The organism is Photobacterium pectinilyticum (genome assembly GCF_024357955.1).
GTDB lineage: Bacteria > Pseudomonadota > Gammaproteobacteria > Enterobacterales > Vibrionaceae > Photobacterium > Photobacterium pectinilyticum.
This window is the reverse complement of the sequence record NZ_JANEYT010000013.1, coordinates 14,949-37,143: the sequence shown is the minus strand read 5'-3', so window position 1 is coordinate 37,143 and position 22,195 is coordinate 14,949. Positions and strand designations below refer to the sequence as shown.

Genomic DNA, 22,195 nt, shown 5'->3' with positions numbered 1-22,195 from the left:
ATGACCGCCATGAATTTCAGTTAAGGAGTAGGTTAAGTGATTGATAAATCAATACGTCCCGAACGTTTAGACTGCGTTATGCCTGCAGCAGGCTTATCATCTAGGATGGGGGACTGGAAGCTCATGCTACCTTACCAACAGTACACAATCCTTGATGCAAGTATCGAAAATGCGCTCTCGTTTTGCCGTCGCGTTATTTTGGTTGTGGGCTATCGTGGCGCAGAACTTATTGAAAAATATAGGTTTGATCCACGGGTGAAAATAGTGGTTAACGACGCTTATCAAGCGGGTATGTTTAGCTCTATTCAGCAGGGAGTAAAGCATGTAGAAAGTGAGTATTTCTTTATTACTCATGGTGATATGCCTTGTGTCCCGCCACACATATTCCGAGACGTGTGGTTTAACAGAGGGGGAGGGACGGTATTTCCTGGCACCTCCGTGCGCCCCGGCCATCCGGTATTGATCCCTAGTCGATTAAAGAACATGGTTATCAATGCCAGTATTCATTCGTCGATGAAGAAAATTATATTTCGCTACCCGGTTAAATATTTGGGTCTTAACTGCGACGAAATATATTTAGATGTTGATACGCCACAAGCGTATGAGGAATTGTGTGCAGCGTCACATTAGTGCTATCAACTTGATAGCTGAGATAGGCGTTATTCTCAATCTGATATAGTTAATGTATTTATCTCACAGTTTATTTATATCTTCTTTAAATTTTTATTTTTCCATGGCAGTTAAAATCTATCATTATTGTTGATATCAAACTGATAGCTTTTTATTAATATGATAGAAAATTGTTTCTAATCAATAATCATCCTCATTTGTGATAAATTAATCCTTGATGCTTTATTCATTCTATTGAATTTATTTATTGGTTTTCCGTCACAAAATGTAGATAACTTTCGACTTTGCTCACGAATTTAATTAATAAAATCGCCGGTTTGGCAGGGCCTGAAAAGTTTGGCGCAGTAGTTGCTCCATAGCCAATAACGTATTTACACATTTTTAGCCCTACACATTGCGCAAATAAATGTGCCAAGAAGAACAAGAAGCATCAAGGAGATCCATCATGGGAGACATCATGCGCCCCGTTCCGTTCGCTGAGCTACTTAACCGGATGTTTAGTGAATACAAGCAAAGTAAGTCTATCTTTGGTATTCCAGAAAAGCAGTTCTACCGTAAAGCGATCGACTCGTCTTTGTCGGTATGGGGAGAGAATTGTGAAACCCCTGTCGGCCCAGCAGCTGGGCCGCATACCCAACTTGCCCAGAATATTATTACATCATGGTTGGCCGGTGGCCGCTTCATGGAACTGAAGACCGTCCAGAAGCTCGATCAGCTTGAGATTGCCAAGCCATGTATTGATGCAGAAGATGAGTGTTTCAACACCGAGTGGTCAACAGAATTTACGCTGATCAAAGCGTATGATGAGTATCTAAAGGCGTGGATAGCCTTGCATTTATTGGAAGAAGTGTTCGCGCCAAGAGCTGATGGTGAGGCTAAGTCATTTATCTTCAACATGAGTGTTGGCTATGACTTGTCTGGGATCCAGACACCCCCAATGCAGAAATATATCCACGATATGCTCGACTCTAGCGATCACCCCAATTTTGGTGGTTATATCAGCGAGCTGAAAGCCTTCATCCAACAGCCTGAATTCATTCGTGAGTATCAACTAGAAGAAAGACAAGATCGCTTGAATGCGATGGTCGATGCTATTCCTGCCCAGTTAACCCGTGGCGTTACCCTTTCAACCATGCATGGTTGTCCTCCTCATGAAATTGAAGCGATTTGTCGTTATATGATTGAAGAGAAGGGGATCAATACGTTCGTTAAGCTTAACCCAACGTTATTGGGCTTTGAGCGTGTCCGTGGCATTCTCGACAACGCTGGTTTTGATTATGTCGCACTGAGCGAAGCGTCTTTCAGCCACGATCTCCAAATCGACGCGGCTAAAGCCATGCTGCACCGTTTGGTTGACCTAGGTAAAGAGAAAGGCATCGGCTTTGGTGTCAAGCTCACCAATACTCTAGGCACTCTAAATAAGAAAGGTCGCCTGCCTGATAAAGAAATGTACATGTCTGGCCGTGCCTTGTTCCCGCTGTCTATCAATGTGGCGCTAGAATTGTCCCGCGAGTTCAACGGTACTTTGCCAATTTCTTACTCCGGTGGTGCAAGCAAATTCAATATCCGCGAGATCTTCGAAGCGGGGATCCGTCCTATCACTATGGCCACTGATTTGCTTAAGCCTGGTGGTTACCTTCGTCTGTCAGATTGTGCCAAAGAGCTGGAAGGCAGCGATGAGTGGGGCATGGGCAAGGTGGACTTGGTCAAGCTAGAGGCATTAGCAGCAAAATCATTAGATGCTGATTATGTCCAGAAACAGTGGCGTGGCCCTGAAGAAATCAGTGTTAAGAAAGCGGTACCGCTGACTGACTGCTATGTCGCACCTTGTGTAACCGCATGTCCTATCAGCCAGGATATTCCTGAATATATCCGTTTGATGGGCGAGCATAAGTATACCGAAGCGCTAGAAGTCATCTACGCCCGCAATGCATTACCTTCTATCACCGGCCATATCTGTGATCACCAGTGCCAGTACAACTGTACCCGCCGTGATTATGAAGGTGCGCTGAATATCCGTGAGATGAAGAAAATCGCATTGTCCAAAGGCTGGGATGAGTACAAGGCGAAATGGCATGAGCCAAGCCTAGATACTGCCAAACACCCTGTTGCGGTGATCGGTGCCGGTCCTGCAGGACTTTCTGCCGCTTACTTCATGGCACGTGCGGGTCACCCTGTCACCGTGTTTGAGAAAGAGAAAAATGCCGGTGGGGTGGTGAAGAATATTATCCCTCAGTTCCGTATTCCTGCTGAAGCGATTGAACACGATATCCAGTTCGTGAAAGATCACGGGGTCAATATTGAATACGGTTGTAACCCAGATCTGACGGTGGATGTACTTAAGCAAAGTGGCTTCAAATATGTCTGCTTGGGTATAGGTGCTGATAAGGGCAACCCAATTGCACTGGCTGGTGGTAACACCAATATTTACAAGTCGCTGGAATTCCTACGCAGCTTCAATGATGGCGAACTGCAGCAGTTAGGTAAACATGTGGCCGTTGTGGGTGCCGGTAACACCGCAATGGACAGTGCCCGTGCTGCATTGAAAGTACCGGGTGTTGAGAAGGTGACGATTCTTTATCGCCGTACTATCGCTGAAATGCCTGCCTACAAAGAAGAATATGAAGAAGCCGTGGAAGATGGCGTGCAGTTCATGTTCTTGACCAACCCAGAGCAGTTTGAGGCCAATGGTAAGTTGACCGCGCGTGTGATGGAGCTTGGTGAGCCCGATGAGAAGGGACGTCGTCGCCCTGTTGCTACAGACATGACAGTTGAACTTCAGGTTGATGCCTTGATCACTGCGGTTGGTGAGCAGTCTAACTGCGAAGTGCTTTCTCGCATGGGGATCCCTATGGGTGAAGACGGCTGGCCAGTTGTAGACAGAGATAGCTGTGAAACAGAGGTTGAAAATGTGTTCTTGATGGGTGATGCCCATACAGGCCCATCATCAATTGTGTCGGCAATCTCAGGCGGCCGTAAAGCGGCAACAGCTATTTTGGCCCGTGAAGTACAGGCCGATGAACAACTTGAAGCTAAATCTGATGTTCAGGTTGAAGCGGTATACGCTCGTAAAGGTGATATCCAGGTTAAGTTGATTGCAGCAAACCAGCTGGAAGAAGCGGACCGTGAGGAATTCATCGCTCAAGAAGCAAAACGCTGTTTGGAGTGTTCGTACATTTGTAGCAAGTGTGTCGATGTCTGTCCGAACCGCGCCAATATTTCGCTGCCAATTCCAGGCTTCCGTGACCAATTCCAGACATTACACCTAGATGCATACTGTAATGAATGTGGTAACTGTGCTCAGTTCTGCCCATGGGATAGCAAGCCTTACAAAGACAAGTTCACGCTATTCAACTTGCGTGAAGATTTCACTAACAGCACCAATGCCGGATTCTTCGTCGATGGTGAGGAAGTGTTGGTTCGCAGTTACAGTGAGATTTATTCCTTCCGTATTAATGAGCAGGGCAATGTGGACATGCCAGAATCGCTAGCTGATGAAGCAACGATTATCAATTATGTCATAGCCAACTACAGCTACCTGCTAGGCAAAGTAGACGTATAGTGAGGAGCCAGGGAATGTTAGTACTCAGAAACGCAACAGCGGTGCAGTTTGAGCCTGCACTGATCAAAGAAGGCGTCGATATTGTTATTGATGGCGACAAAATAAAGGAAGTTGGGGCCAATTTAGCTGCCAACTACCCTGTTGCCGTAGTCAAGGATATGAACGGCAAACTGGTTATGCCGGGCATTGTCTGCTCCCACAATCACTTCTACTCGGGATTGGCGCGCGGGATCATGGCGGATATCAAGCCAAGCCCTGATTTCATTTCGATACTGAAGAACCTGTGGTGGCGAATGGACCGGGCATTGGATGAAGAAGCGGTGTACTACAGCGGCTTGATTTGTTCACTGGAAGCGATCAAGTGCGGTTGTTCGGCGGTCATTGATCACCATGCATCGCCAAACTATATCGCGGGCTCTCTGAACACCTTGCGCAAAGGGTTCATGAAGGCGGGCTTGCGTGGCATGACCTGTTTCGAAACGACTGACCGTAACCACGGTATGAAAGAAATGGTGGCCGGCGTTGAAGAAAATATCGCGTTTGCCCAGTTGATTGACAGTGCTAAGGAGAAGGGTGAGGAACCTTACTTGGTTGAAGCCCATATCGGTGCACACGCTCCGTTTACCGTAACCAATGACGGCTTGTCTATGATGGCCGAAGCGGTGCAGGCAACGGGTCGTGGGATCCATGTTCATGTGGCAGAAGATCGTTATGACGTGACCCATAGCCACCACCACTATAGCCAAGACATTGTTGAGCGTTTAGATAGCTTCGGCTTGATCAACGAGAAGACGTTGCTGGCGCATGGTTTGTTCTTATCTGAGAAGGACATTGCCATTCTGAACGGTAAAAACGGTTTCTTGGTCCATAACTCCCGTTCGAATATGAACAACAACGTGGGGTATAACGACAAACTGACACGCTTCCAGAATGTCGCGTTGGGTACTGATGGTATTGGTGCCGACATGTTTGAAGAATTGAAGTTTGCCTTCTTCAAGCATCGTGATGCGGGTGGTCCGTTATGGCCTGATAGTTTCCTACGTCATTTATGGAATGGTAATGAAATTCTGGCTCGTAACTTCGGCGCGAAATTCGGTCGCCTAGATGCTGGAAATAAAGCGGACTTAACCATCCTTGATTACACCAGCCCGACACCTCTGGTTGCGGACAACCTAGCAGGACATATTGCCTTTGGTTTCAATGCCGGCAATGTGAACAGCGTAGTGGTTGAAGGACGTTTCGTTTATGAAGATCGTGCTTTCCCGTTCGATGTCGCGCCGATATACGCAGAGGCCCGCAAGGTCGCAATGCGTCTATGGCAAACAATGGATAAGTTAGACTAATGTGAGATCCCGTTATGGATACGGTCAATACGCGCTTTAAGTGGGAGGAAGCCACAGGAGCTGCGAAATATATTGCCGATCGCCATTACGAGGGACTATTAGAAGGGCGGTTTTACCGCTCTTCTTGCCCTCGCGGGCGGATTAAATCGGTAACACTTCCATCCCTGCCTGACGGCTACCATATTTTTGGCGCAGATGATGTCCCCGGACAGAATGTGCTGCCGATTGTCGAAATCGACTGGCCGGCTTTTGCTGATCAAGAGGTGCGGTTTGTCGGTCAGGTGATTTTTTTGGTTGTTGGTCCTGATCCCGATGTCGTCGATTCACTGCTCCATGACATTGAGGTCAATTATGAGCCACTGGCACCAGCCTATACCCTAGAGCAATCCAAGGCGCTGAAAGACGGTGCCATCCACGCGACTGACAATGTATTGGACACCCATGCTCTGACCAAAGGTGACATCCAATCAGGCTTCGCCAATGCGGTCACTATCATTGAAGAGACCTGCTCGACGGGCTATCAGGAGCATATCTATCTCGAAACCCAAGGAGCAGTTTGTTATCCGCAGGATGGCAAAGTGGTTTTGGAGGGGTCGATGCAGTGCCCTTGGTATGTTCACCATACCATGGCGGTGGTACTGGGCCATGACAATGTTAGGGCGATTCAGTGTCCAACCGGTGGTGGATTCGGCGGTAAGGAAGACTTTCCTGATGTGCTGGCAGCGCCATTAGCCGTCGCAGTCGAAAAGCTACAGCAACCTATCAGGCTTATCTTTGAGCGTGGGGAAGACATTGCGACCACCTCAAAACGTCACCCTGTCACTTTTCATTATAAAACCGGTGTTGATGCCGATGGCAACATAGTTGCTATGGATATCAAGTTCGATGTTAATGCCGGAGCATATCTGAGTTTGTCGGGCATTGTGCTGCAACGCTCCATCACGACCGCAACCAATGTGTATGACATTCTCAACGTCCGGGTAGAAGGCCATGCCTGGGCCACCAATACGGTCCCAACAGGTGCATTCCGAGGCTTTGGTTCGCCACAAAATTGCTTCTGCATGGAAACCCATATTCATCATGTCGCCAAACAGCTTGGTGTTGATCCTGTTGCCTTCAAGCAACGGCATATGCTGACCTCGCAATCTCGCTCTCTGACTGGCGCTGAAATATTTGGCGAGTTGGTGCTTGATGAGATGCTGCAAAAAGTGCTCGATATGTCGGATTATCAGCGCAAATTCGCCGAATTTAGCCAGATAGAAGAAATACACCCTGAGCGCCGTAAAGGCAAAAGCAAAGGCATCGGCTTAGCAATATTCCAGCACGGTTGTGGTTTTGCAGGCGATTTGGAAGACACCTTAGTCAGGGCGCAGGTCAAACTGCTTAAAGAGCCTGACGGTACGGTGCAGATCCTCGCCTCCAATACCGATATTGGCCAAGGTTTGAGCCTGACTTTCCGTAAGATCGTCGCAGATACCCTCAATAAACCGCTGGATCAAGTTCAGGTGGCAGTGCCCGATACCGGTATTGTGCCAGATTCTGGTCCGACAGTGGCATCAAGGTCGATCTTGATTGTCGGTTACATCCTCGAAAAAGCAGCGAAAAAGCTGAAAAAGTCGTGGATAGACGGAGAACCACAAGAGATAGTCGAAGTGTACTGTAAACCAGACTATCACCAGTGGGATCAAGATACCTATCAAGGCAATGCCTACCAAGCAACCAGCTATGGGGCCAATGTGGTCGAGGTTGAGGTCGATATGGCAACCGGTGAGGCGGATATTACTGGTGCCTGGGCTGTGTATGATATCGGCAAGGCTATCGACGGTACGATATTCAGAGGGCAGATTGAAGGCGGTTTGGTGCAGGCGTTGGGATACGGCAGTTGTGAAAAACTAGAGTTGAACCAAGATGGCGTCTTTGCCCAACGTTCAATGGCAGACTATGTGATCCCGACAGCGCTCGATGTACCTGCTATTGGTAGTGATCTTGTCGATAACCCCTACCCATATGGGCCTAACGGTGCAAAAGGGGGGGGCGAATTGACCCATAATGGCGGCGCGGCAGCATTTGCTGCAGCGGTTGAGAATGCCATTGGTATGCCACTTTCGTCGATACCGGTCACGCCTGAAAAAGTGTGCGAGGTGCTTGCTAGTGGTAATACACCTCAGCTAAAGGTGACTCAGCTTAAAGCTAATCAAATCAAAGCAACGAGTTTTGGTAAAGGAGAGCCTATCAATGAAAATTGAATTCTACCTCAATAGCCATCTTGTCGCTGTCGACGTCGAGCCGATGCAGTCGCTGCTTCATACCCTGCGCGGCACAATGGCTCATACTGCAACCAAAGAAGGTTGCGGGGAAGGGGAGTGCGGCGCATGTTCTGTGCTGTTTAATGGACGGTTGGTCAATGCTTGTATGATGCCTATCGGCCAAGTTCAGGGCGGTGATGTGATGACCCTTGAAGGCTTGCGCCAGACTGAAAAGGGGCAGTGTGTGATCAACGCTCTGCTCGAAGCCAAAGGGGTGCAGTGCGGGTTCTGTACTCCGGGAATGGTATTGGCGCTCTATGCTTTGCTTGAAGTTGATCCTAACCCCACCGATCACACCATTCGCACCGCTATTTCTGGCAACCTCTGCCGCTGTACGGGATACGGTATGATCGTTGAAGCGGCCAGAATCGCAGCCGAGAAAGGAGAAGGCTTATGGTAAATATCTACCGGCCAGAATCTTTGGCACAAGCACTTGATACCTTATCGATGGGCGAACTGATGCTGTTCTCCGGCGGTACTGATCTGATGGTGCAACATGGTGTGAGGGCGGGAATGTCGCCAAAATTCGAGCAAGATGTCCTGTTTGTCGATGCTATCGAAGAGCTGCAATACATTACGGTTTCTGATCATGAAGGGGCCACAAATGACAAAGCCAGTGATGCAGGGCAAGCCCTGTATATTGGTGCTGGGGTCGTGTTGTCGGATATTGAACAGCATGCTTTAGTGCCATCGGTATTGCGACAGAGTGTCGCCAAGATTGCCGCGCCAGCGTTGCGAAATCGCGCAACATTGGCTGGTAATATCTGTAATGCCTCACCTGCGGCTGACTCTTTGCCAGCCTTGTACTTGCTTGATGCACGAGTCGTGTTGTCATCAATGCGTGGACAAAGGGAAATGCGATTGGAAGACTTTATTTTGGCCCCACGGGTAACTGCCTTGAAGCCGGATGAAATGCTCACCCATATCGTGATCCCACAGCTGGATTTACCCGAAGTGTTCTATCACAAGGTCGGAACTCGGGCGGCCAATGCGCTCAGTAAGTTATCGGTCGCTGGTTTGGCGCGGATAAAGCGTTTTCCGAAGAAAGCCCCCGTACTTGAAGATTGGCGAGTGGCATTTGGCGCTGTAGGGCCAACAGTGGTTCGCAGCCGTGAGTTGGAATCACTGGTTATCGGCCAGTCACTGGATACGCTCGCTAAACCGGGCTTTATTGCTCAGGTGACTGACTGTTATCGTGAAATCATTCACCCAATTGACGATCAGCGCTCAACGTCAGCTTACCGTCAGCAAGCTTCGATTAATCTACTTACTCGTTGGCTTGAAGGACTATCAAAAAGCTAACCGAGTTATTCCCTTACTAGAATTAACCGTTGTAACTTTTTGGTCGGGGCCGCTAGGCCCCTTTTTTTGCTGTGTACCTGGCTTTTTTTGCTCCGAAAGTTTGCTAGCAGGTTTTCAATGGGAGTACTTTTACTTTAATTTACCCCTTGCTAAATTTATGACTAATTAGAATGCTGAACCTGTCACATACAAGCCTATGACTTCAGAAGACCTTTTGATAAAGAAGATGATGTCATGTTGATTGTTTCAACATGATATACAGCACTTATACTAAAAAACCTTTATATTCAGTTAACTATACAGTGATGCTTTGATAAAGTTTGTGTGATAAACGGAAAATTTTTTATATAACAGTGAGGTGATGTCGGGTGACGTACATTGTCATTATTCTAATCTCTCTGGAGAGAAACCTGTGCAACAGTGCCTTGGCAAACATATGCTTGTTTTGCTAGAACAATAACAAGGACCATACCCATATCACCCCTGAATATATAAAGATTCATAATGCGATTTTAATGAGCTAGGTCTATAAAAAAGCACGAATGCGCCTTGCGAGCGCTCAAGACGATTAAGTATCATACAGGCTTATTTCGACTACTCAGCACTAAACCACTTGGCTTGTAATGAACAAAAGCAAAGCGCAACACCGCGGTAAGCAAGAGCGAACCATATACATTGGAATGGATTCGGAACATCCTGAAGAAGCAAAAATTGGGATCACGAGCCGGGCGGCAAATGTCCGCGAAAGCGACACAACCAACCACCGATATAAGTTTGCCAAGGTTTACACCATTTGCGTTACTCTACGAGAATTGCAAAGAGCCGAGCAAAGTATCCATAGTACCTTAAAGCACAAGTATGGCCGATTGAAGCACGCTTCGTCGGGCAAAGAGTCTGAGTGGTTTAAGTGCACACCAATTGAAGCTGAAATTGAGGTTGAGGAATACCTAGATAAGCTGGAAGAGTCCAAGAAAAGCAAGGGTTCCTCTATATGGTCAATGGAAAGGGCTAAGCGTAGCTCTTCCGGTCAGCCAAAGGCCTTTCCCAAAGCTCATAAAGAGGAATTAATCGCCAAGACAAGCGTACCTCCCACCCCTCTTACTCAACACGCCATCGAGTCTCAAGTGATCAAGGATTGTGTGCAGCGACGGAATAGCAAGCAGCTTAAAGAGTACAACTACGGTGCCCTTTACTTCCGTTGTCCTGATTGTCATAAAGTAACGAAGCAGATTAGCGGCAACCACAATCTCTGCCACTCCTGTGGCTTTGATATTACTTTATCCTTTGGTATCTTTGGCGTTCAGAGTCTATACCAGCAATTCATTGCGCTAGAATCCATGAACTCCAAGCAAGCGGCATTGTTCGACATTCACAACACGATTTACTTCGAAAACGTTAAGCGAACCACGAAGGTCGTAGAAAGGCGGACACAGCCGTTCCATAATACAAAGAGTAAGCCCGAGGCCATTCACAAGCCTCATATTGCTAAGAAAAATGTTGAGAGCAGTTCTTCTGTATTTGGTATGGTTGTTTTTTTGCTTTTGCTGGCATCTTTTGGCTACGGCATCATGAATTAATGCCTTTTCGTAGCGTGCGTTAAAGGGATATTCAATAAGAAAAGGAGCTAATGGCTCCTTTCTCTGTTTGCTTATAGGTAACTTGAGCAGGTTGGACTGTCTGCTCTCAAGACGAGTGATAAACAAGCCTCCCAACCTAACAGTTACACCGCTATCACCCCCACTCATATCATATTGATAGCCTCAGGTATTATTTTGATATCCCTTCTTCGTTCAGTGACAATAGTCATTAACACCTTGATAACCTAAGGAAACGCTCGGCGTGAAAAAGGTGACCCGTAACCCGACGCCGATCCCACTTTTGTTCAAAATCCAGACTTCGCTCACGAATCTTTGTCTTCCCCCGCTGGTTCAAGCAGTTTGGCGTGTTTGTTGCCTTTTAGATATTCAAGACATCAATAACGTTCCGTAAAAGCCATTAGGCCGAACGCATGATGCAGGAATAACAATGAGAATGCGAAAAGGCAAATAACATGATTGAACAATATCTAACGCCTGATACCCCTGCTCAGGCACTTGAGTTAAAGCGACAGCATGGCAGTGAAGCCATCTGGTTTGCAGGCGGATCCAAAATCAATGCAGCGCCAACTAAAACCGATAAAACTGTTGCTATCTCTTTGGGCAAACTTAACTTCTCTCATATTGAGCAGCAAGGCGATAGCTTGCATATCGGTGCAATGTGCCATATTCAGCAATTGATTGATCACGAACTGGTGCCTGTAGCGTTGAAACAATCTGCGGCCTTTATCTATTCCCGCCATATCCGTAACCAGGCCACCTTGGGGGGTGAAATTGCCGCACGCCAGCCAGAAGCTTTGCTGGTCCCAAGCTTGATTGCCCTGAGAGCCAAATTGAAGCTGGCTAACGGGCAGGAAATGGATGTTGAAGATTATATTAATAGTGAAGAACGTGAGCTCATCGCTACCGTCATTATTCCAGATAGAAACCTGACTTGTATCGGTTACAACATTGCCCGCTCAGCGGCGGGTTTAGCGATTGTGACTGCTGCGGTATCTATTGATAAGCAAGGAAACAAGGTGATAGCGCTTGATGGCGTTTCGCCTCTGCATCAAGGTGCGGCCCGTCCAGTCCGTCTGCGCGATGTAGAAGCGCAAGATTTAAAAGGGGAGCTGCTGGAGCAAGCAGTTGCTGATGCCATTTACCCTGAAGCCGATATCCGCGGCAGTGTGGAGTATAAGCGATATATCGCAGGCGTTGTAATCACGGATTTGATGGCTGAATGTCAGCACTTGGTAGAGGAAGCATAATCATGACGATTCAATTTACCTTAAATGGCCGCCCTCAATCTTTGGATTGCCGTCTTGGTGAAAATGTTCAGACATTGCTTCACTCCATGGGCTTTCACTCGGTTCGCAACAGTGATGATGGCTGGGGTTATGCCGGATCAGATGTGATCTTGTTCAATGGTGAACTGATCAATGCCTCTTTGTTGATTGCTGCCCAGCTTGACGGTGCAGAAGTAAAAACGGCAGAGTCTCTAGGTGAGTGGAACCAATTGAGTTTGGTTCAGCAGGCGATGATCGATGTTGGTGTAGTGCAATCAGGCTACAACGATCCAGCATTGGCGTTGATCTTAACTGACATGCTGGAACGTATTCCGCAACCAACCCGCGCGGAGATTGATGATGCTTTATCAGGGCTATTTAGCCGTGATGCTGGCTATCAGCAGTTTTACGAAGTGGTCGAATTGGCCGTGAAACGCCTTGGCGACCCTGCCTATACCCAGCAATTTGCCCCTGAATTCCGTGATGACTTGGCGGTGGTCGGTAAGAACTGTCCGAAGATTGATTCGGCGAAAATGGTGCAGGCTAAGCCTTGTTATGTTGAAGACCGAATCCCTGCCAACGCTTGTGTTATCAAGATGCTAAGAAGCCCGCATGCTCATGCATGGGTCAAGCATTTGGATGTCTCCAAAGCAGAAGCACTTGCGGGTGTGGTATCGGTTATCACCTATAAGAACTGTCCAGATATTCCGTACACACCAGGTGGTCAGAGCGCCCCTGAACCATCACCGCTCGACCGCCGTATGTTTGGCCAGAAACTGCGCCATGTGGGTGATCGCGTTGCCGCTGTAGTGGCTGAGTCGGTGGAAATTGCCGAGCAGGCACTGACGCTTATCGACGTTGAATTCGATGTGCTTGAGCCAGTGATGAGCATTGATGAGGCGATGGCCGCCAATGCCCCGATCATTCACAACGAGCCTATCGAGTACGGTGTTGGTGCGCCAGATGATTTGGAAGAGCAGAATCGCAACGCCGATCCGCGTGAAGGCAAGTTGATTGTGAACTTCCCTATTGGTTGTTTCCCGCGCAAGAACATTGCCGCCAGTGTCCGTGGTCATATCGGTGATCTTAACAAGGGCTTTGCTGAAGCGGATATGATAATCGAGCGTACTTATGAGTCGAAACAGGTTCAGCAACTACCGGTTGAAACCCATATCTGTTACAGCTATATGGATGGCGATCGCATCGTGATGCACGATTCGACTCAGGTACCTTGGCATGTCCGCCGTCAGGTAGCAAAAATCCTTGGTGTGAAGCAAAACAAAGTACATATCGTTAAAGAACGTGTGGGTGGGGGATACGGTTCGAAGCAAGATATCTTGCTGGAAGATGTGTGTGCATGGGCAACCTGGACCACAGGCCGTCCGGTATATTTCCATCATACACGCGAAGAAGAATTTATTTGTAACTCAACCCGCCATGTTGCCAAAGTGACGGTGAAACTCGGTGCCAAGAAAGACGGTACGCTAACCGCCATTGATATGGACTTCCGTGCCAACACCGGCCCTTACGGAAACCACGCGCTGACCGTGCCATCAAACGGTCCCGCCTTGTCGCTACCTCTTTACCCTTGTGACAATGTGGACTTCAGGGTAACAACCTATTACTCCAACATCTGTCCGACCGGGGCTTATCAGGGTTACGGTGCGCCGAAAGGTAACTATGCATTGACCATGGCGATGGCCGAAATGGCTGATGAACTGGGTATCGACCATCTTGATATGGTTGAGAAGAACCGTGTGGTAGAAGGTCAAGAGCTGAAGATCCTAGCGGCTATCGGTGAAGGTAAAATGCCGACCAGTGCGCCGAAAGTTCACAGCTGTGCGCTTGAGCCTATTTTGCGTGAAGGACGCAAGCTGATTGAATGGGACAGCCCAAAACAGGATGACGGCGAATGGAAAGTGGGCCGTGGTGTGGCGATTATCCAGCAGAAATCCGGTATTCCAGATATCGATCAGGCTAACTGTCAGATCAAGATGGCATCAGACGGTACCTTCATTGTTCATTCAGGTGCCGCTGATATCGGTACTGGCCTTGATACTGTGATCAGTAAACTGACCGCCGAAGTGCTGTGCTGCCCGATGGATGAAATCACTATTCACTCCGGTGATACCGACCACGCACCGTTTGATAAGGGGGCCTACGCCTCATCAGGAACATGCTTCTCTGGTAATGCGGCCAAGCGTGCTGCCGAAGCGATGCGTGAGAAAATCCTTAAGTGTGGCGCTGAAATGCTGGATGAACTCGTGGAAGATGTCGCTATTGTGGCACCGGGCATGGTGAAAGGTAAGCAAGGTGAAGTGAGCTACTTCGATATTGCCCACAAAGCAGAAAGTGGAACAGGGTGGGGACAATTATTGGCTTCAGGTTGCTTCACCACACCAGAATTTGCTTTTCCCTACGGCGCGAACTTCGCCGAGGTGGCAGTTAACACCCGTACCGGCGAAATCCGTCTTGATAAGTTCCATGCCTTGCTCGACTGCGGTACCCCGGTTAACCCAGATTTGGCTTTAGGCCAGATTTACGGTGCCAGCATGCGAGCCATCGGCCACAGCTTATATGAAGAGCTGGTTTACGATGAGCATGGTGTGCCCGTGACCCGAGACCTGAAAAGCTATGGCGCGCCGATGATTGGCGATATACCTCGCGACTTTAAAGCGGTATTGGTACCAAGTGACGATCCGGTTGGCCCTTACGGTGCGAAGTCGATCTCTGAAATTGGTGTTAACGGTGCAGCCCCAGCCATTGCCAGTGCGATTCATGATGCATGTGGTGTGTGGATGCGGGATTGGCACTTCACACCTGAGAAGGTTCTACAAGGTCTGAATAAGCTTTAATCAATGTACAAGCGGCTGTTTCCAGGGGATGGGAAATGGCCGTTTTGTTTTTCGGCTCCGGTTTACCGGGCTGGTGTTATGGCTATTACGCCGTCATGACTTAGCGAGTATCGATTGTTTCTCATGAACTGGGGGATGGTCAGGATATAAGCGGGTAGGCAGGCACAGGCTCTGGTTGAGCTTGTTGTAAAGGGCCCAGGAGTTTCTGGCTAGGTTATCGAATCATAGATTACGGATGGAACTGAAATGAAACTGCTTTATAACGTGGAAGACCGGCCTCCTATGGGTGCCGCGATCCTCCTTGCTCTTCAACATATGCTTGCCGCCATGGGGGCTATCATTGCCGTCCCTTTGGTGGTCGGTAGTGCGATTGGCCTACCGACAGATCAAATGGTGATTTTGGTCAATGCAGCCCTGATGGTATCGGGCGTGGTGACTATCATCCAGTGCAAAGGGGTAGGTCCTGTTGGGATCCGGCTTCCGGTGGTAATGGGTACTAGCTTTACCTTTGTTGCCATCTCGATTTCGATTGGTATGGACTCGGGCATTTCTGGGGTATTTGGTGCATCGCTGATCGGCTCGTTGGTAATGATCATTGGTAGCCGTTTTATGCCGCAAATCAGAAAGCTCTTTCCACCCGTGGTATCCGGCACCGTGGTGGTTTTAATTGGCCTGACAATTTTACCTGTATCTGTTGACTGGTTCGCAGGTGGTTTTGTTGGGCAAGAGAATTACGGTCAAATCAATAATCTGATGCTGGGGCTGTTGGTGTTGGTTGTAGTGATTGTGCTGTCTCAACTTGGCAAAGGGCTGATCTCTGCTGCTGCTATCGTGATTGGTATGATGGTTGGTTATATTGTGGCGATCTTCATGGGGGTGGTTGATTTTACGCCGGTAAAAGAAGCCAAGTTCTTCTCCTTGCCAGAACTATTACCATTTGGATTGAGCTTTACCGTCAGTGGTGTTATCGGGATGTCTATCGCTTACCTGGTCACTATTATGGAGTCGACCGGTGACTTCTTAGCCTTGAGTGATGCAACCCATACCAAATTGACTGGGAAGAAGCTGTCTAAAGGGATTTTATGTGACGGTGTCGGTAGTGCCCTTGCCTCGGTATTTGGTGCAACCCCATTTTCATCTTTCAGTCAGAATGTCGGTATTGTATCGATTACCGGTGTTGCCAGCCGCCATGTGGTTGCAGTGACTGGTGTGATCATGCTGATCGCCGGTATGTTCCCGAAACTGGGCGGCATTGTGGTTACTATCCCTTCGCCGGTGCTTGGGGGAGCTGGACTTGTTATGTTCGCTATGATCATCTCGGCCGGTATTGGCATCCTGTCACGCATTAATTTTACCAAACGCAATATGCTTATCATCGCTGTCGGTGTGGCCTCGGGCATGGCGGTCACCGTTCGTCCTGAAATCCTGACTTACATGCCCGATTCAATGCGCGTCATTCTAGGCTCGGGTATTACTACGGGCTCACTAGTGGCACTGGGTCTCAATATTGTTTTGGGTATTAACCGTGCCGATGAAGCAGAAAGTGCGAATGAAAAACGCGAAGCGTTGAAAGAGCAAATCAAAGAGTGTGAAGAGTGTGAGAAAGCACTGGCCGAGGAAGAGGCTGTGCAGTCACGCGAGCAACAAATTTAAGCCCTACAATAGAAATAATTCAATAAAAGAAGTGCACGAAATCACGGTGTCCCTATCACTATCCTGCACCGAAAGATAAGAGGTAATTATGGAATATACCCAATCTATTAAAGCAATTAGAGCATCTATATTGGATATTGCTAAGGTTGTCGACAAGCCTGAAGACATCGAGCAGAACATCCGTTTTATTGAAGACGGTTTAATGTTAGTTGAGAACGGGCGTATCGAATGGGTCGGCGAATGGGAGAAGGGGAAAGATAAAATCCCATCGACCGTTCGTATTCGAAACTATCCAGGCAAGATTGTGATGCCTGGCTTTGTCGATACCCATATTCACTATCCACAGGCCGAAATGGTGGGTGCCTATGGTGAACAACTGTTGGAATGGCTGAACAATTACACCTTTCCAACTGAAGCTCGCTATAAAGATAAAGACTACTCCCGCGAAATGTCGGCGTTCTTTATCAAGCAGTTGCTGAGAAACGGTACCACAACCGCCTTGGTTTTTGGCACCGTTCATCCTGAATCGGTTGATGCGCTGTTTGAAGAAGCCGAGAAGATCAATATGCGGATGATTGCCGGTAAGGTAATGATGGATCGCAATGCGCCGGAATACCTGCTGGATACGCCGGAAATCGGTTACAACCAAACCAAAGAATTGATAGAGCGTTGGCATAAACGTGGTCGTTTGCTCTATGCCATTACACCGCGTTTTGCGCCAACGTCTTCTCCTGAGCAGCTCGCAATGGCTGGACGACTCAAGGAAGAATACCCGGATACTTACGTGCACACCCATTTGTGCGAAAACAAGAATGAAATCGCGTGGGTGAAAGAGCTCTACCCTGAGCAAGACGGTTATCTGGATGTTTATCATCACCATGGTTTGACGGGGTCAAAGAGTGTATTTGCCCACTGCATCCATCTTGAAGACGAAGAATGGGACTGCTTACAAGACACCGACTCCGCCGTTGCCTTTTGCCCAACCTCAAATCTCTATCTTGGCAGTGGCTTGTTCAAGCTGCAGGAGGCGTGGAAGCGCAAGGTAAAAGTCGGTATGGGGACCGATATCGGCGCTGGAACCACCTTCAATATGATGCAAACCCTCAACGAAGCTTACAAGGTCATGCAGTTGCAAGATTACCGCTTGTCGGCATTCGAGGCGTTTTATCTGGCGACACTCGGTGGGGCTAAATCACTCTCACTGGATCACCTGATCGGTAACTTCGAAGTGGGCAAAGAAGCGGATTTCGTCATTATCGATCCATGTTCGACGCCACTTCAGCAACTTCGCTACGACAGTTCGAAAGATTTGCCTGAGAAATTGTTCATGCTAATGACTTTGGGCGATGACCGTAGCATCTACCGAACCTATGTTGATGGCCGATTAGTGTACGAAAGAGGTTAATTTTCACGTAAACGGTTTCAGTAGAAAATACCATTTTGACAATGCAAGGTGAGTGAAGCGTATAATCGCTGCCAATTTACCTTGCCCAGCCCCAAAAAAAGCAATCGATAGCGACGGGGCGGGTTGAGAGGAAGCTCAACGTTTTTCAAGGTGATCAGGCCAAAGCCTGGCACTAATTCTTACAAGGAATTACATCATGTCTGAAAATAGTTCGATTCATCATGAACCTACAGTAGTGGCAGAAGACACCCCCCGAAAAAGCGGCTTGGATGGGTATTTTAAGATCTCCCAGCGCGGTAGTAGCGTAAAGCAAGAAGTTGTTGCCGGTTTGACGACCTTCCTGGCAATGGTTTACTCAGTCATTGTTGTACCGAGCATGCTTGGTGCCGCTGGGTTTAACCAAGGAGCGGTATTTATCGCTACCTGTTTGGTCGCGGCGTTTGGTTCGCTGTTAATGGGGCTTTGGGCAAACCTGCCGATGGCTATTGGTTGTGCGATCTCCCTCACCGCGTTTACCGCATTTAGCTTGGTGCTGGGGCAGGGGATCAGCATCCCGGTTGCTTTGGGGGCCGTATTTTTGATGGGGGTGGTGTTTACCGCTATTACCGTCACCGGTGTACGCCAGTGGATCTTGACTAACCTGCCGTCTGGTATTGCGCACGGAACGGGGATCGGTATTGGTTTGTTCTTGCTATTGATTGCCGCCAATGGTGTTGGTTTGGTGGTACAGAACCCGCACGAAGGCCTACCTGTCGCATTGGGCGAGTTCACATCATTACCTGTCATCATGTCGATTGTGGGTCTGGCCGCGATTTTCGGTCTTGAGAAGCGCCAGGTTCCCGGAGGCATTCTGCTGGTGATTGTGGCTATTTCTATCTTCGGCCTAGTTTTCGATCCTAACGTGACCTATCAAGGCCTGTTTGCGATGCCATCGTTTGGCACGGAAGGTGAGTCGCTATTGGGCACCATGGATATTATGGGGGCATTGAACCCAATTGTGATCCCAAGTGTATTGGCCTTGGTGATGACCGCGATTTTCGATGCTACCGGTACTATCCGTGCGGTTGCTGGTCAGGCGAACCTACTGGATAAAGATGATCAAATCATTGATGGTGGTAAGGCTCTGACTTCTGACTCAGTGAGTAGTATTTTTGCTGGTTTTGTAGGTGGTGCGCCAGCGGCGGTGTATATCGAGTCTGCTGCAGGTACGGCAGCTGGTGGTAAAACGGGTTTGACCGCAACGGTTGTTGGTGGTCTGTTCATATTGCTACTGTTCTTGTCGCCTATTAGCTACTTGGTACCAGCTTACGCTACAGCGCCAGCGCTGATGTATGTGGGTCTGTTGATGATGAGCAACGTGAGTAAGTTGGATATGGCTGATTCGGTTGATGCGCTATCTGGTCTAATGTGTGCGGTGTTCATCGTACTGACCGGTAATATTGTCACCGGCATCATGCTGGGCTTTGGCTCATTGGTGATTGGCCGTGTTATTTCTGGTGAAGCGAAACGACTGAACGCAGGTACCGTGATTATCGCCATTGTGCTAGTGGCCTTCTACGCGGGTGGCTGGGCGATTTAAGTCTCGCCACATCGCATCACGTTTTAGTGAGATATAAGTCGCGCTCTTCATTGAAAAATGAGGGGCGTTTTTGTTATTGCACTCGCAATATCTTCAAACGAATTAATCAGCAGCAATAAAGACCATTTTATTGGCTATCATCCAAGTTATTCGCATTGAACCAAATACCTTGAAGATTGCTGATTTCATGTGGTTGACTAACTATTTTGGCTCAATATCACGTTTTTCATGTTTTACCTTAAATACTTGACTCCCTCCGTCGTTTTTGAACATTAGTCATCTCATTATTAAAGTAGTCGACGGGAAGGTTTTTATGGTGTTGGAGAAAGTGTGGTTATGGCTTGGCATAGTCATCCTGTTGTTTGGCACGTCAGTAGTGTTTGCGCATGAATCTGAAAATGAAATCTTAGAGTTATTCGTCGTTCCTTATCACGTTCAACTTAATGATGGTGAAATACGAAAAATGTCAGCCAATGCATTTTATGTGGATGGGACCTATGTTCGAGACGTGCAAGGTGTAACGTGGCGCAGTAGTGATCCAGAAAGTGTATCGATTGCCCAGAACGGGACAATTTTAGCGGTGAAGCCGGGAGTGGTAAGCATTTATGCAAGTCTGAATGGTTTTGAATCGGCACAGCCCGGAACGGTAATTGTCGGTGACTCGGTAGTCGAAGAGCTAAACATCGAGATAGATAATACAGATGTCACTGTCGGTCAGACCGTTAATGTTAAAGTTACCGCTACTTTTAGTGATGGGGAAACAGAAGATATCACGGGTGCCGTCAATTGGGAACGAGTTACGAATGACGATGCATTTGAAGTGGATGGACGCCAACTGACAGGTTTGAATGAAGGTTATGGTTATTTGATTGCGCATTTTGATGAAAGCAAATCAGAATCGCTACGTATTGATGTCAATGATTCAGGGTATTTGGGCTTGATGGTTAATCTTGAAGCTAAAGATGCAAGCGAATACCTATAAACGTTGAATAATCATTGAGCTCTATGAGTCCAAAACGTGCTAAACATTGAGCCTTTGTATTTATTACCATCCATTCCTTTCCAGCTAAACCAAGTACCTTGCAGTTATTTGGGTACCATTGCGTTAAGTGCTTTGCTGACTTTTTCGATGACAGAACGACACTTCTCACTGTCCATGTTAATACCATGGCGGGCTGCTAGATAGATCGGGCTGTTGTACGTCACCCAGACATCTTTGTTTTCATCTTCAGTCACTAAAAATTTTTGCGGTAAGTCGATAGCTACCGATTGCTGGCAGGACATAATGACAGAACCAATTTTGGGATTACCGAAGATCAACAGTTCGGTTGGTCGTAAATCAACGCCCGCCTCTTTTGCTGATTCACTGTGTTTTACGTGGGCGAAGAGGGTCATGCCCTTATCTTTCAAAACCTGCTTTAGTTTTGCGGTGGTCTCTGGAACGGTATAAGGGCTTTGGGTTGAAACTAGCCCATTATCTGCCAATGCGGGGTAGCTAACATTAATGAAAAATAAAAAGAGTAACAGTTTGATTTTCATTTGTTTATTCTCCATTAATACACTTGTCCTTGTTCGTATAGAACGTAATGAATATAGACCTAAGTGACTTGTTTATAGTCATGAAGGTCGGATTTAGCAAGCAGGCTAAGTAAAGAACAACTGAACCATAGACTAGGAAAGGGAAAGCCATGTACATAGGCGAAGCTGCGAAAAAATCCGGTGCTTCGGAGCGGGCAATTCGGTTGTATGAGTCGATGGGATTGCTGAGGGTATCGAGGGCAGGCAAATATCGTGTTTTCTCTGAAGCTGATATTGAGTTTATTCGCCTTATTAAAGAGGGCCAATCTCTCGGGCTCCATCTTTCAGAGTTGAAAGAGTTGGTCGATGGTGAGCAGGATTTCAATTGGACCAAAGTGTTACAGCTTCTTGAAGAGAAGCAACAGAGCATAGCATCCCAGATAAAAATGCTTGAAGTGCAATATTTACGCATTGGTGAATACCGGCAAGCGATTGATCAGTGTAACTATTGACTCTGACCCTAGGGTCAAGGTTTAAGATGCCTCTAGCACGAATAAGGAGGTACGGTGATGAAAAAAGTCTTGGTTATCAATGCAAACCCAAAGCAAGAAAGCCTTTGCCAGTCATTGGCGGAGCACTATGCCAGCATTGCAGGCAAAAAACACGACATCAAACAAGTAAACCTTGCTGATATGTCGTTTGAGATGGATCTTCAGCAAGGCTATGACAAGGAAACCCCGCTGGAAGATGATTTGAAAGGTTTTCAGCAACACGTGACTTGGGCGGAGCATATCGTCATTGTCAGCCCAGTTTGGTGGGGCACGATACCAGCTAAATTTAAAGGGGTGATTGATCGGACGTTCCTTCCCGGCTTCGCGTTTAAATATCAAGAAGGGAAATCGATACCACAAAAGTTGTTGAGCGGGCGTACATCGGAATTGATCATTACCCTCGATACACCGCCATTTTGGTATAAGTATGTTCAGGGAAACCCGATCTATAAACAATTGAAGCACACGATTTTGAGTTTCACTGGCATCAAAAATCAGACATCGATCTATTTGGGACCGGTGCTAACCGCAACAGAACAACGCCGTCAATCGTGGTTTGATAAGATCTCCAAGCGGGCGGCACAGCTTTAGTCTTATTTAGTCCTAGCTCTTATTTACTCTTAGTTAT

16 protein-coding genes are annotated in these 22,195 nt (G+C 47.6%); 15 read left to right on the top strand and 1 reads right to left on the bottom strand.

The window, feature by feature from the left end:
• Window positions 1–36: 36 nt before the first annotated feature.
• From NHN17_RS07955 to NHN17_RS07895, 13 genes are all read left to right on the top strand, one after another.
• Window positions 37–630, top strand: coding sequence for an NTP transferase domain-containing protein (locus NHN17_RS07955; protein WP_255041717.1), 594 nt, complete (start codon window positions 37–39; stop codon window positions 628–630).
• Window positions 631–1,075: 445 nt separating this feature from the next.
• Window positions 1,076–4,192: a putative selenate reductase subunit YgfK gene (ygfK, locus tag NHN17_RS07950; protein WP_255041716.1), complete on the top strand. Its 3,117-nt coding sequence runs from the start codon at window positions 1,076–1,078 to the stop codon at window positions 4,190–4,192.
• A 14-nt stretch (window positions 4,193–4,206) separates the two neighbouring features.
• On the top strand, window positions 4,207–5,535 hold the full coding sequence (gene ssnA, locus NHN17_RS07945; protein ID WP_255041714.1) for a putative aminohydrolase SsnA: 1,329 nt from the start codon (window positions 4,207–4,209) through the stop codon (window positions 5,533–5,535).
• Window positions 5,536–5,549: 14 nt separating this feature from the next.
• Window positions 5,550–7,781 carry a xanthine dehydrogenase family protein molybdopterin-binding subunit gene (locus tag NHN17_RS07940; RefSeq protein WP_255041713.1) on the top strand — a complete coding sequence of 744 codons (2,232 nt, stop codon included), beginning with the start codon at window positions 5,550–5,552 and terminating at the stop codon, window positions 7,779–7,781.
• Entirely contained in the window at window positions 7,771–8,241 is a 471-nt protein-coding gene (locus NHN17_RS07935; protein WP_255041712.1) for a (2Fe-2S)-binding protein, read from the top strand. The genes NHN17_RS07940 and NHN17_RS07935 overlap by 11 nt, the downstream gene beginning before the upstream one ends.
• Complete coding sequence (locus NHN17_RS07930) at window positions 8,235–9,143, top strand: FAD binding domain-containing protein (protein WP_255041711.1); 909 nt, start codon at window positions 8,235–8,237, stop codon at window positions 9,141–9,143. The genes NHN17_RS07935 and NHN17_RS07930 overlap by 7 nt, the downstream gene beginning before the upstream one ends.
• A 623-nt stretch (window positions 9,144–9,766) precedes the next feature.
• Window positions 9,767–10,720 carry a GIY-YIG nuclease family protein gene (locus NHN17_RS07925; protein WP_255041710.1) on the top strand — a complete coding sequence of 318 codons (954 nt, stop codon included), beginning with the start codon at window positions 9,767–9,769 and terminating at the stop codon, window positions 10,718–10,720.
• Between the two features lie 473 nt (window positions 10,721–11,193).
• Window positions 11,194–11,988 (top strand): molybdopterin-dependent oxidoreductase FAD-binding subunit, encoded by a 795-nt coding sequence (gene ygfM, locus NHN17_RS07920; protein ID WP_255041708.1) that lies wholly within the window; start codon window positions 11,194–11,196, stop codon window positions 11,986–11,988.
• 2 nt (window positions 11,989–11,990) lie between these two features.
• The gene (locus NHN17_RS07915; protein ID WP_255041707.1) at window positions 11,991–14,861 is read left to right on the top strand and encodes a molybdopterin-dependent oxidoreductase Mo/Fe-S-binding subunit; all 2,871 of its coding nucleotides are present in this window, start codon (window positions 11,991–11,993) and stop codon (window positions 14,859–14,861) included.
• Window positions 14,862–15,107: 246 nt separating this feature from the next.
• Entirely contained in the window at window positions 15,108–16,514 is a 1,407-nt protein-coding gene (locus NHN17_RS07910) for a nucleobase:cation symporter-2 family protein (RefSeq protein ID WP_255041706.1), read from the top strand.
• An 88-nt stretch (window positions 16,515–16,602) separates the two neighbouring features.
• Entirely contained in the window at window positions 16,603–17,919 is a 1,317-nt protein-coding gene (gene guaD / locus NHN17_RS07905; protein WP_255041705.1) for a guanine deaminase, read from the top strand.
• A gap of 196 nt (window positions 17,920–18,115) precedes the next feature.
• Window positions 18,116–19,498, top strand: coding sequence for an NCS2 family permease (locus tag NHN17_RS07900; protein WP_255041703.1), 1,383 nt, complete (start codon window positions 18,116–18,118; stop codon window positions 19,496–19,498).
• Window positions 19,499–19,811: 313 nt separating this feature from the next.
• Window positions 19,812–20,480, top strand: coding sequence for a hypothetical protein (locus NHN17_RS07895; RefSeq protein WP_255041701.1), 669 nt, complete (start codon window positions 19,812–19,814; stop codon window positions 20,478–20,480).
• Between the two features lie 104 nt (window positions 20,481–20,584).
• Here NHN17_RS07895 and NHN17_RS07890 read toward each other — a convergent pair whose 3' ends face one another.
• Window positions 20,585–21,037 (bottom strand): DUF302 domain-containing protein, encoded by a 453-nt coding sequence (locus NHN17_RS07890; protein ID WP_255041700.1) that lies wholly within the window; start codon window positions 21,035–21,037, stop codon window positions 20,585–20,587.
• 149 nt (window positions 21,038–21,186) lie between these two features.
• On the opposite strand from NHN17_RS07890, the gene NHN17_RS07885 reads away from it, so the two are divergent.
• Both NHN17_RS07885 and NHN17_RS07880 read left to right on the top strand, forming a co-directional pair.
• Window positions 21,187–21,528: a MerR family transcriptional regulator gene (locus NHN17_RS07885; protein WP_255041697.1), complete on the top strand. Its 342-nt coding sequence runs from the start codon at window positions 21,187–21,189 to the stop codon at window positions 21,526–21,528.
• A 57-nt stretch (window positions 21,529–21,585) separates the two neighbouring features.
• Window positions 21,586–22,158, top strand: a complete 573-nt coding sequence (locus NHN17_RS07880; RefSeq protein WP_255041696.1) for an NAD(P)H-dependent oxidoreductase — start codon at window positions 21,586–21,588, stop codon at window positions 22,156–22,158.
• Window positions 22,159–22,195 lie beyond the last annotated feature (37 nt).

Excerpts from the sequence above, each read along its gene's own strand:
- NHN17_RS07895 (WP_255041701.1), top strand. The coding sequence starts at position 19,812 with ATGGTGTTGGAGAAAGTGTGGTTATGGCTTGGCATAGTCATCCTGTTG.
- NHN17_RS07890 (WP_255041700.1), bottom strand. The coding sequence starts at position 21,037 with ATGAAAATCAAACTGTTACTCTTTTTATTTTTCATTAATGTTAGCTAC.
- NHN17_RS07940 (WP_255041713.1), top strand. The coding sequence starts at position 5,550 with ATGGATACGGTCAATACGCGCTTTAAGTGGGAGGAAGCCACAGGAGCT.
- NHN17_RS07925 (WP_255041710.1), top strand. The coding sequence starts at position 9,767 with ATGAACAAAAGCAAAGCGCAACACCGCGGTAAGCAAGAGCGAACCATA.
- guaD (WP_255041705.1), top strand. The coding sequence starts at position 16,603 with ATGGAATATACCCAATCTATTAAAGCAATTAGAGCATCTATATTGGAT.
- NHN17_RS07885 (WP_255041697.1), top strand. The coding sequence starts at position 21,187 with ATGTACATAGGCGAAGCTGCGAAAAAATCCGGTGCTTCGGAGCGGGCA.
- ssnA (WP_255041714.1), top strand. The coding sequence starts at position 4,207 with ATGTTAGTACTCAGAAACGCAACAGCGGTGCAGTTTGAGCCTGCACTG.
- NHN17_RS07915 (WP_255041707.1), top strand. The coding sequence starts at position 11,991 with ATGACGATTCAATTTACCTTAAATGGCCGCCCTCAATCTTTGGATTGC.
- NHN17_RS07880 (WP_255041696.1), top strand. The coding sequence starts at position 21,586 with ATGAAAAAAGTCTTGGTTATCAATGCAAACCCAAAGCAAGAAAGCCTT.
- NHN17_RS07910 (WP_255041706.1), top strand. The coding sequence starts at position 15,108 with ATGAAACTGCTTTATAACGTGGAAGACCGGCCTCCTATGGGTGCCGCG.
- ygfK (WP_255041716.1), top strand. The coding sequence starts at position 1,076 with ATGGGAGACATCATGCGCCCCGTTCCGTTCGCTGAGCTACTTAACCGG.
- ygfM (WP_255041708.1), top strand. The coding sequence starts at position 11,194 with ATGATTGAACAATATCTAACGCCTGATACCCCTGCTCAGGCACTTGAG.
- NHN17_RS07930 (WP_255041711.1), top strand. The coding sequence starts at position 8,235 with ATGGTAAATATCTACCGGCCAGAATCTTTGGCACAAGCACTTGATACC.
- NHN17_RS07900 (WP_255041703.1), top strand. The coding sequence starts at position 18,116 with ATGTCTGAAAATAGTTCGATTCATCATGAACCTACAGTAGTGGCAGAA.
- NHN17_RS07935 (WP_255041712.1), top strand. The coding sequence starts at position 7,771 with ATGAAAATTGAATTCTACCTCAATAGCCATCTTGTCGCTGTCGACGTC.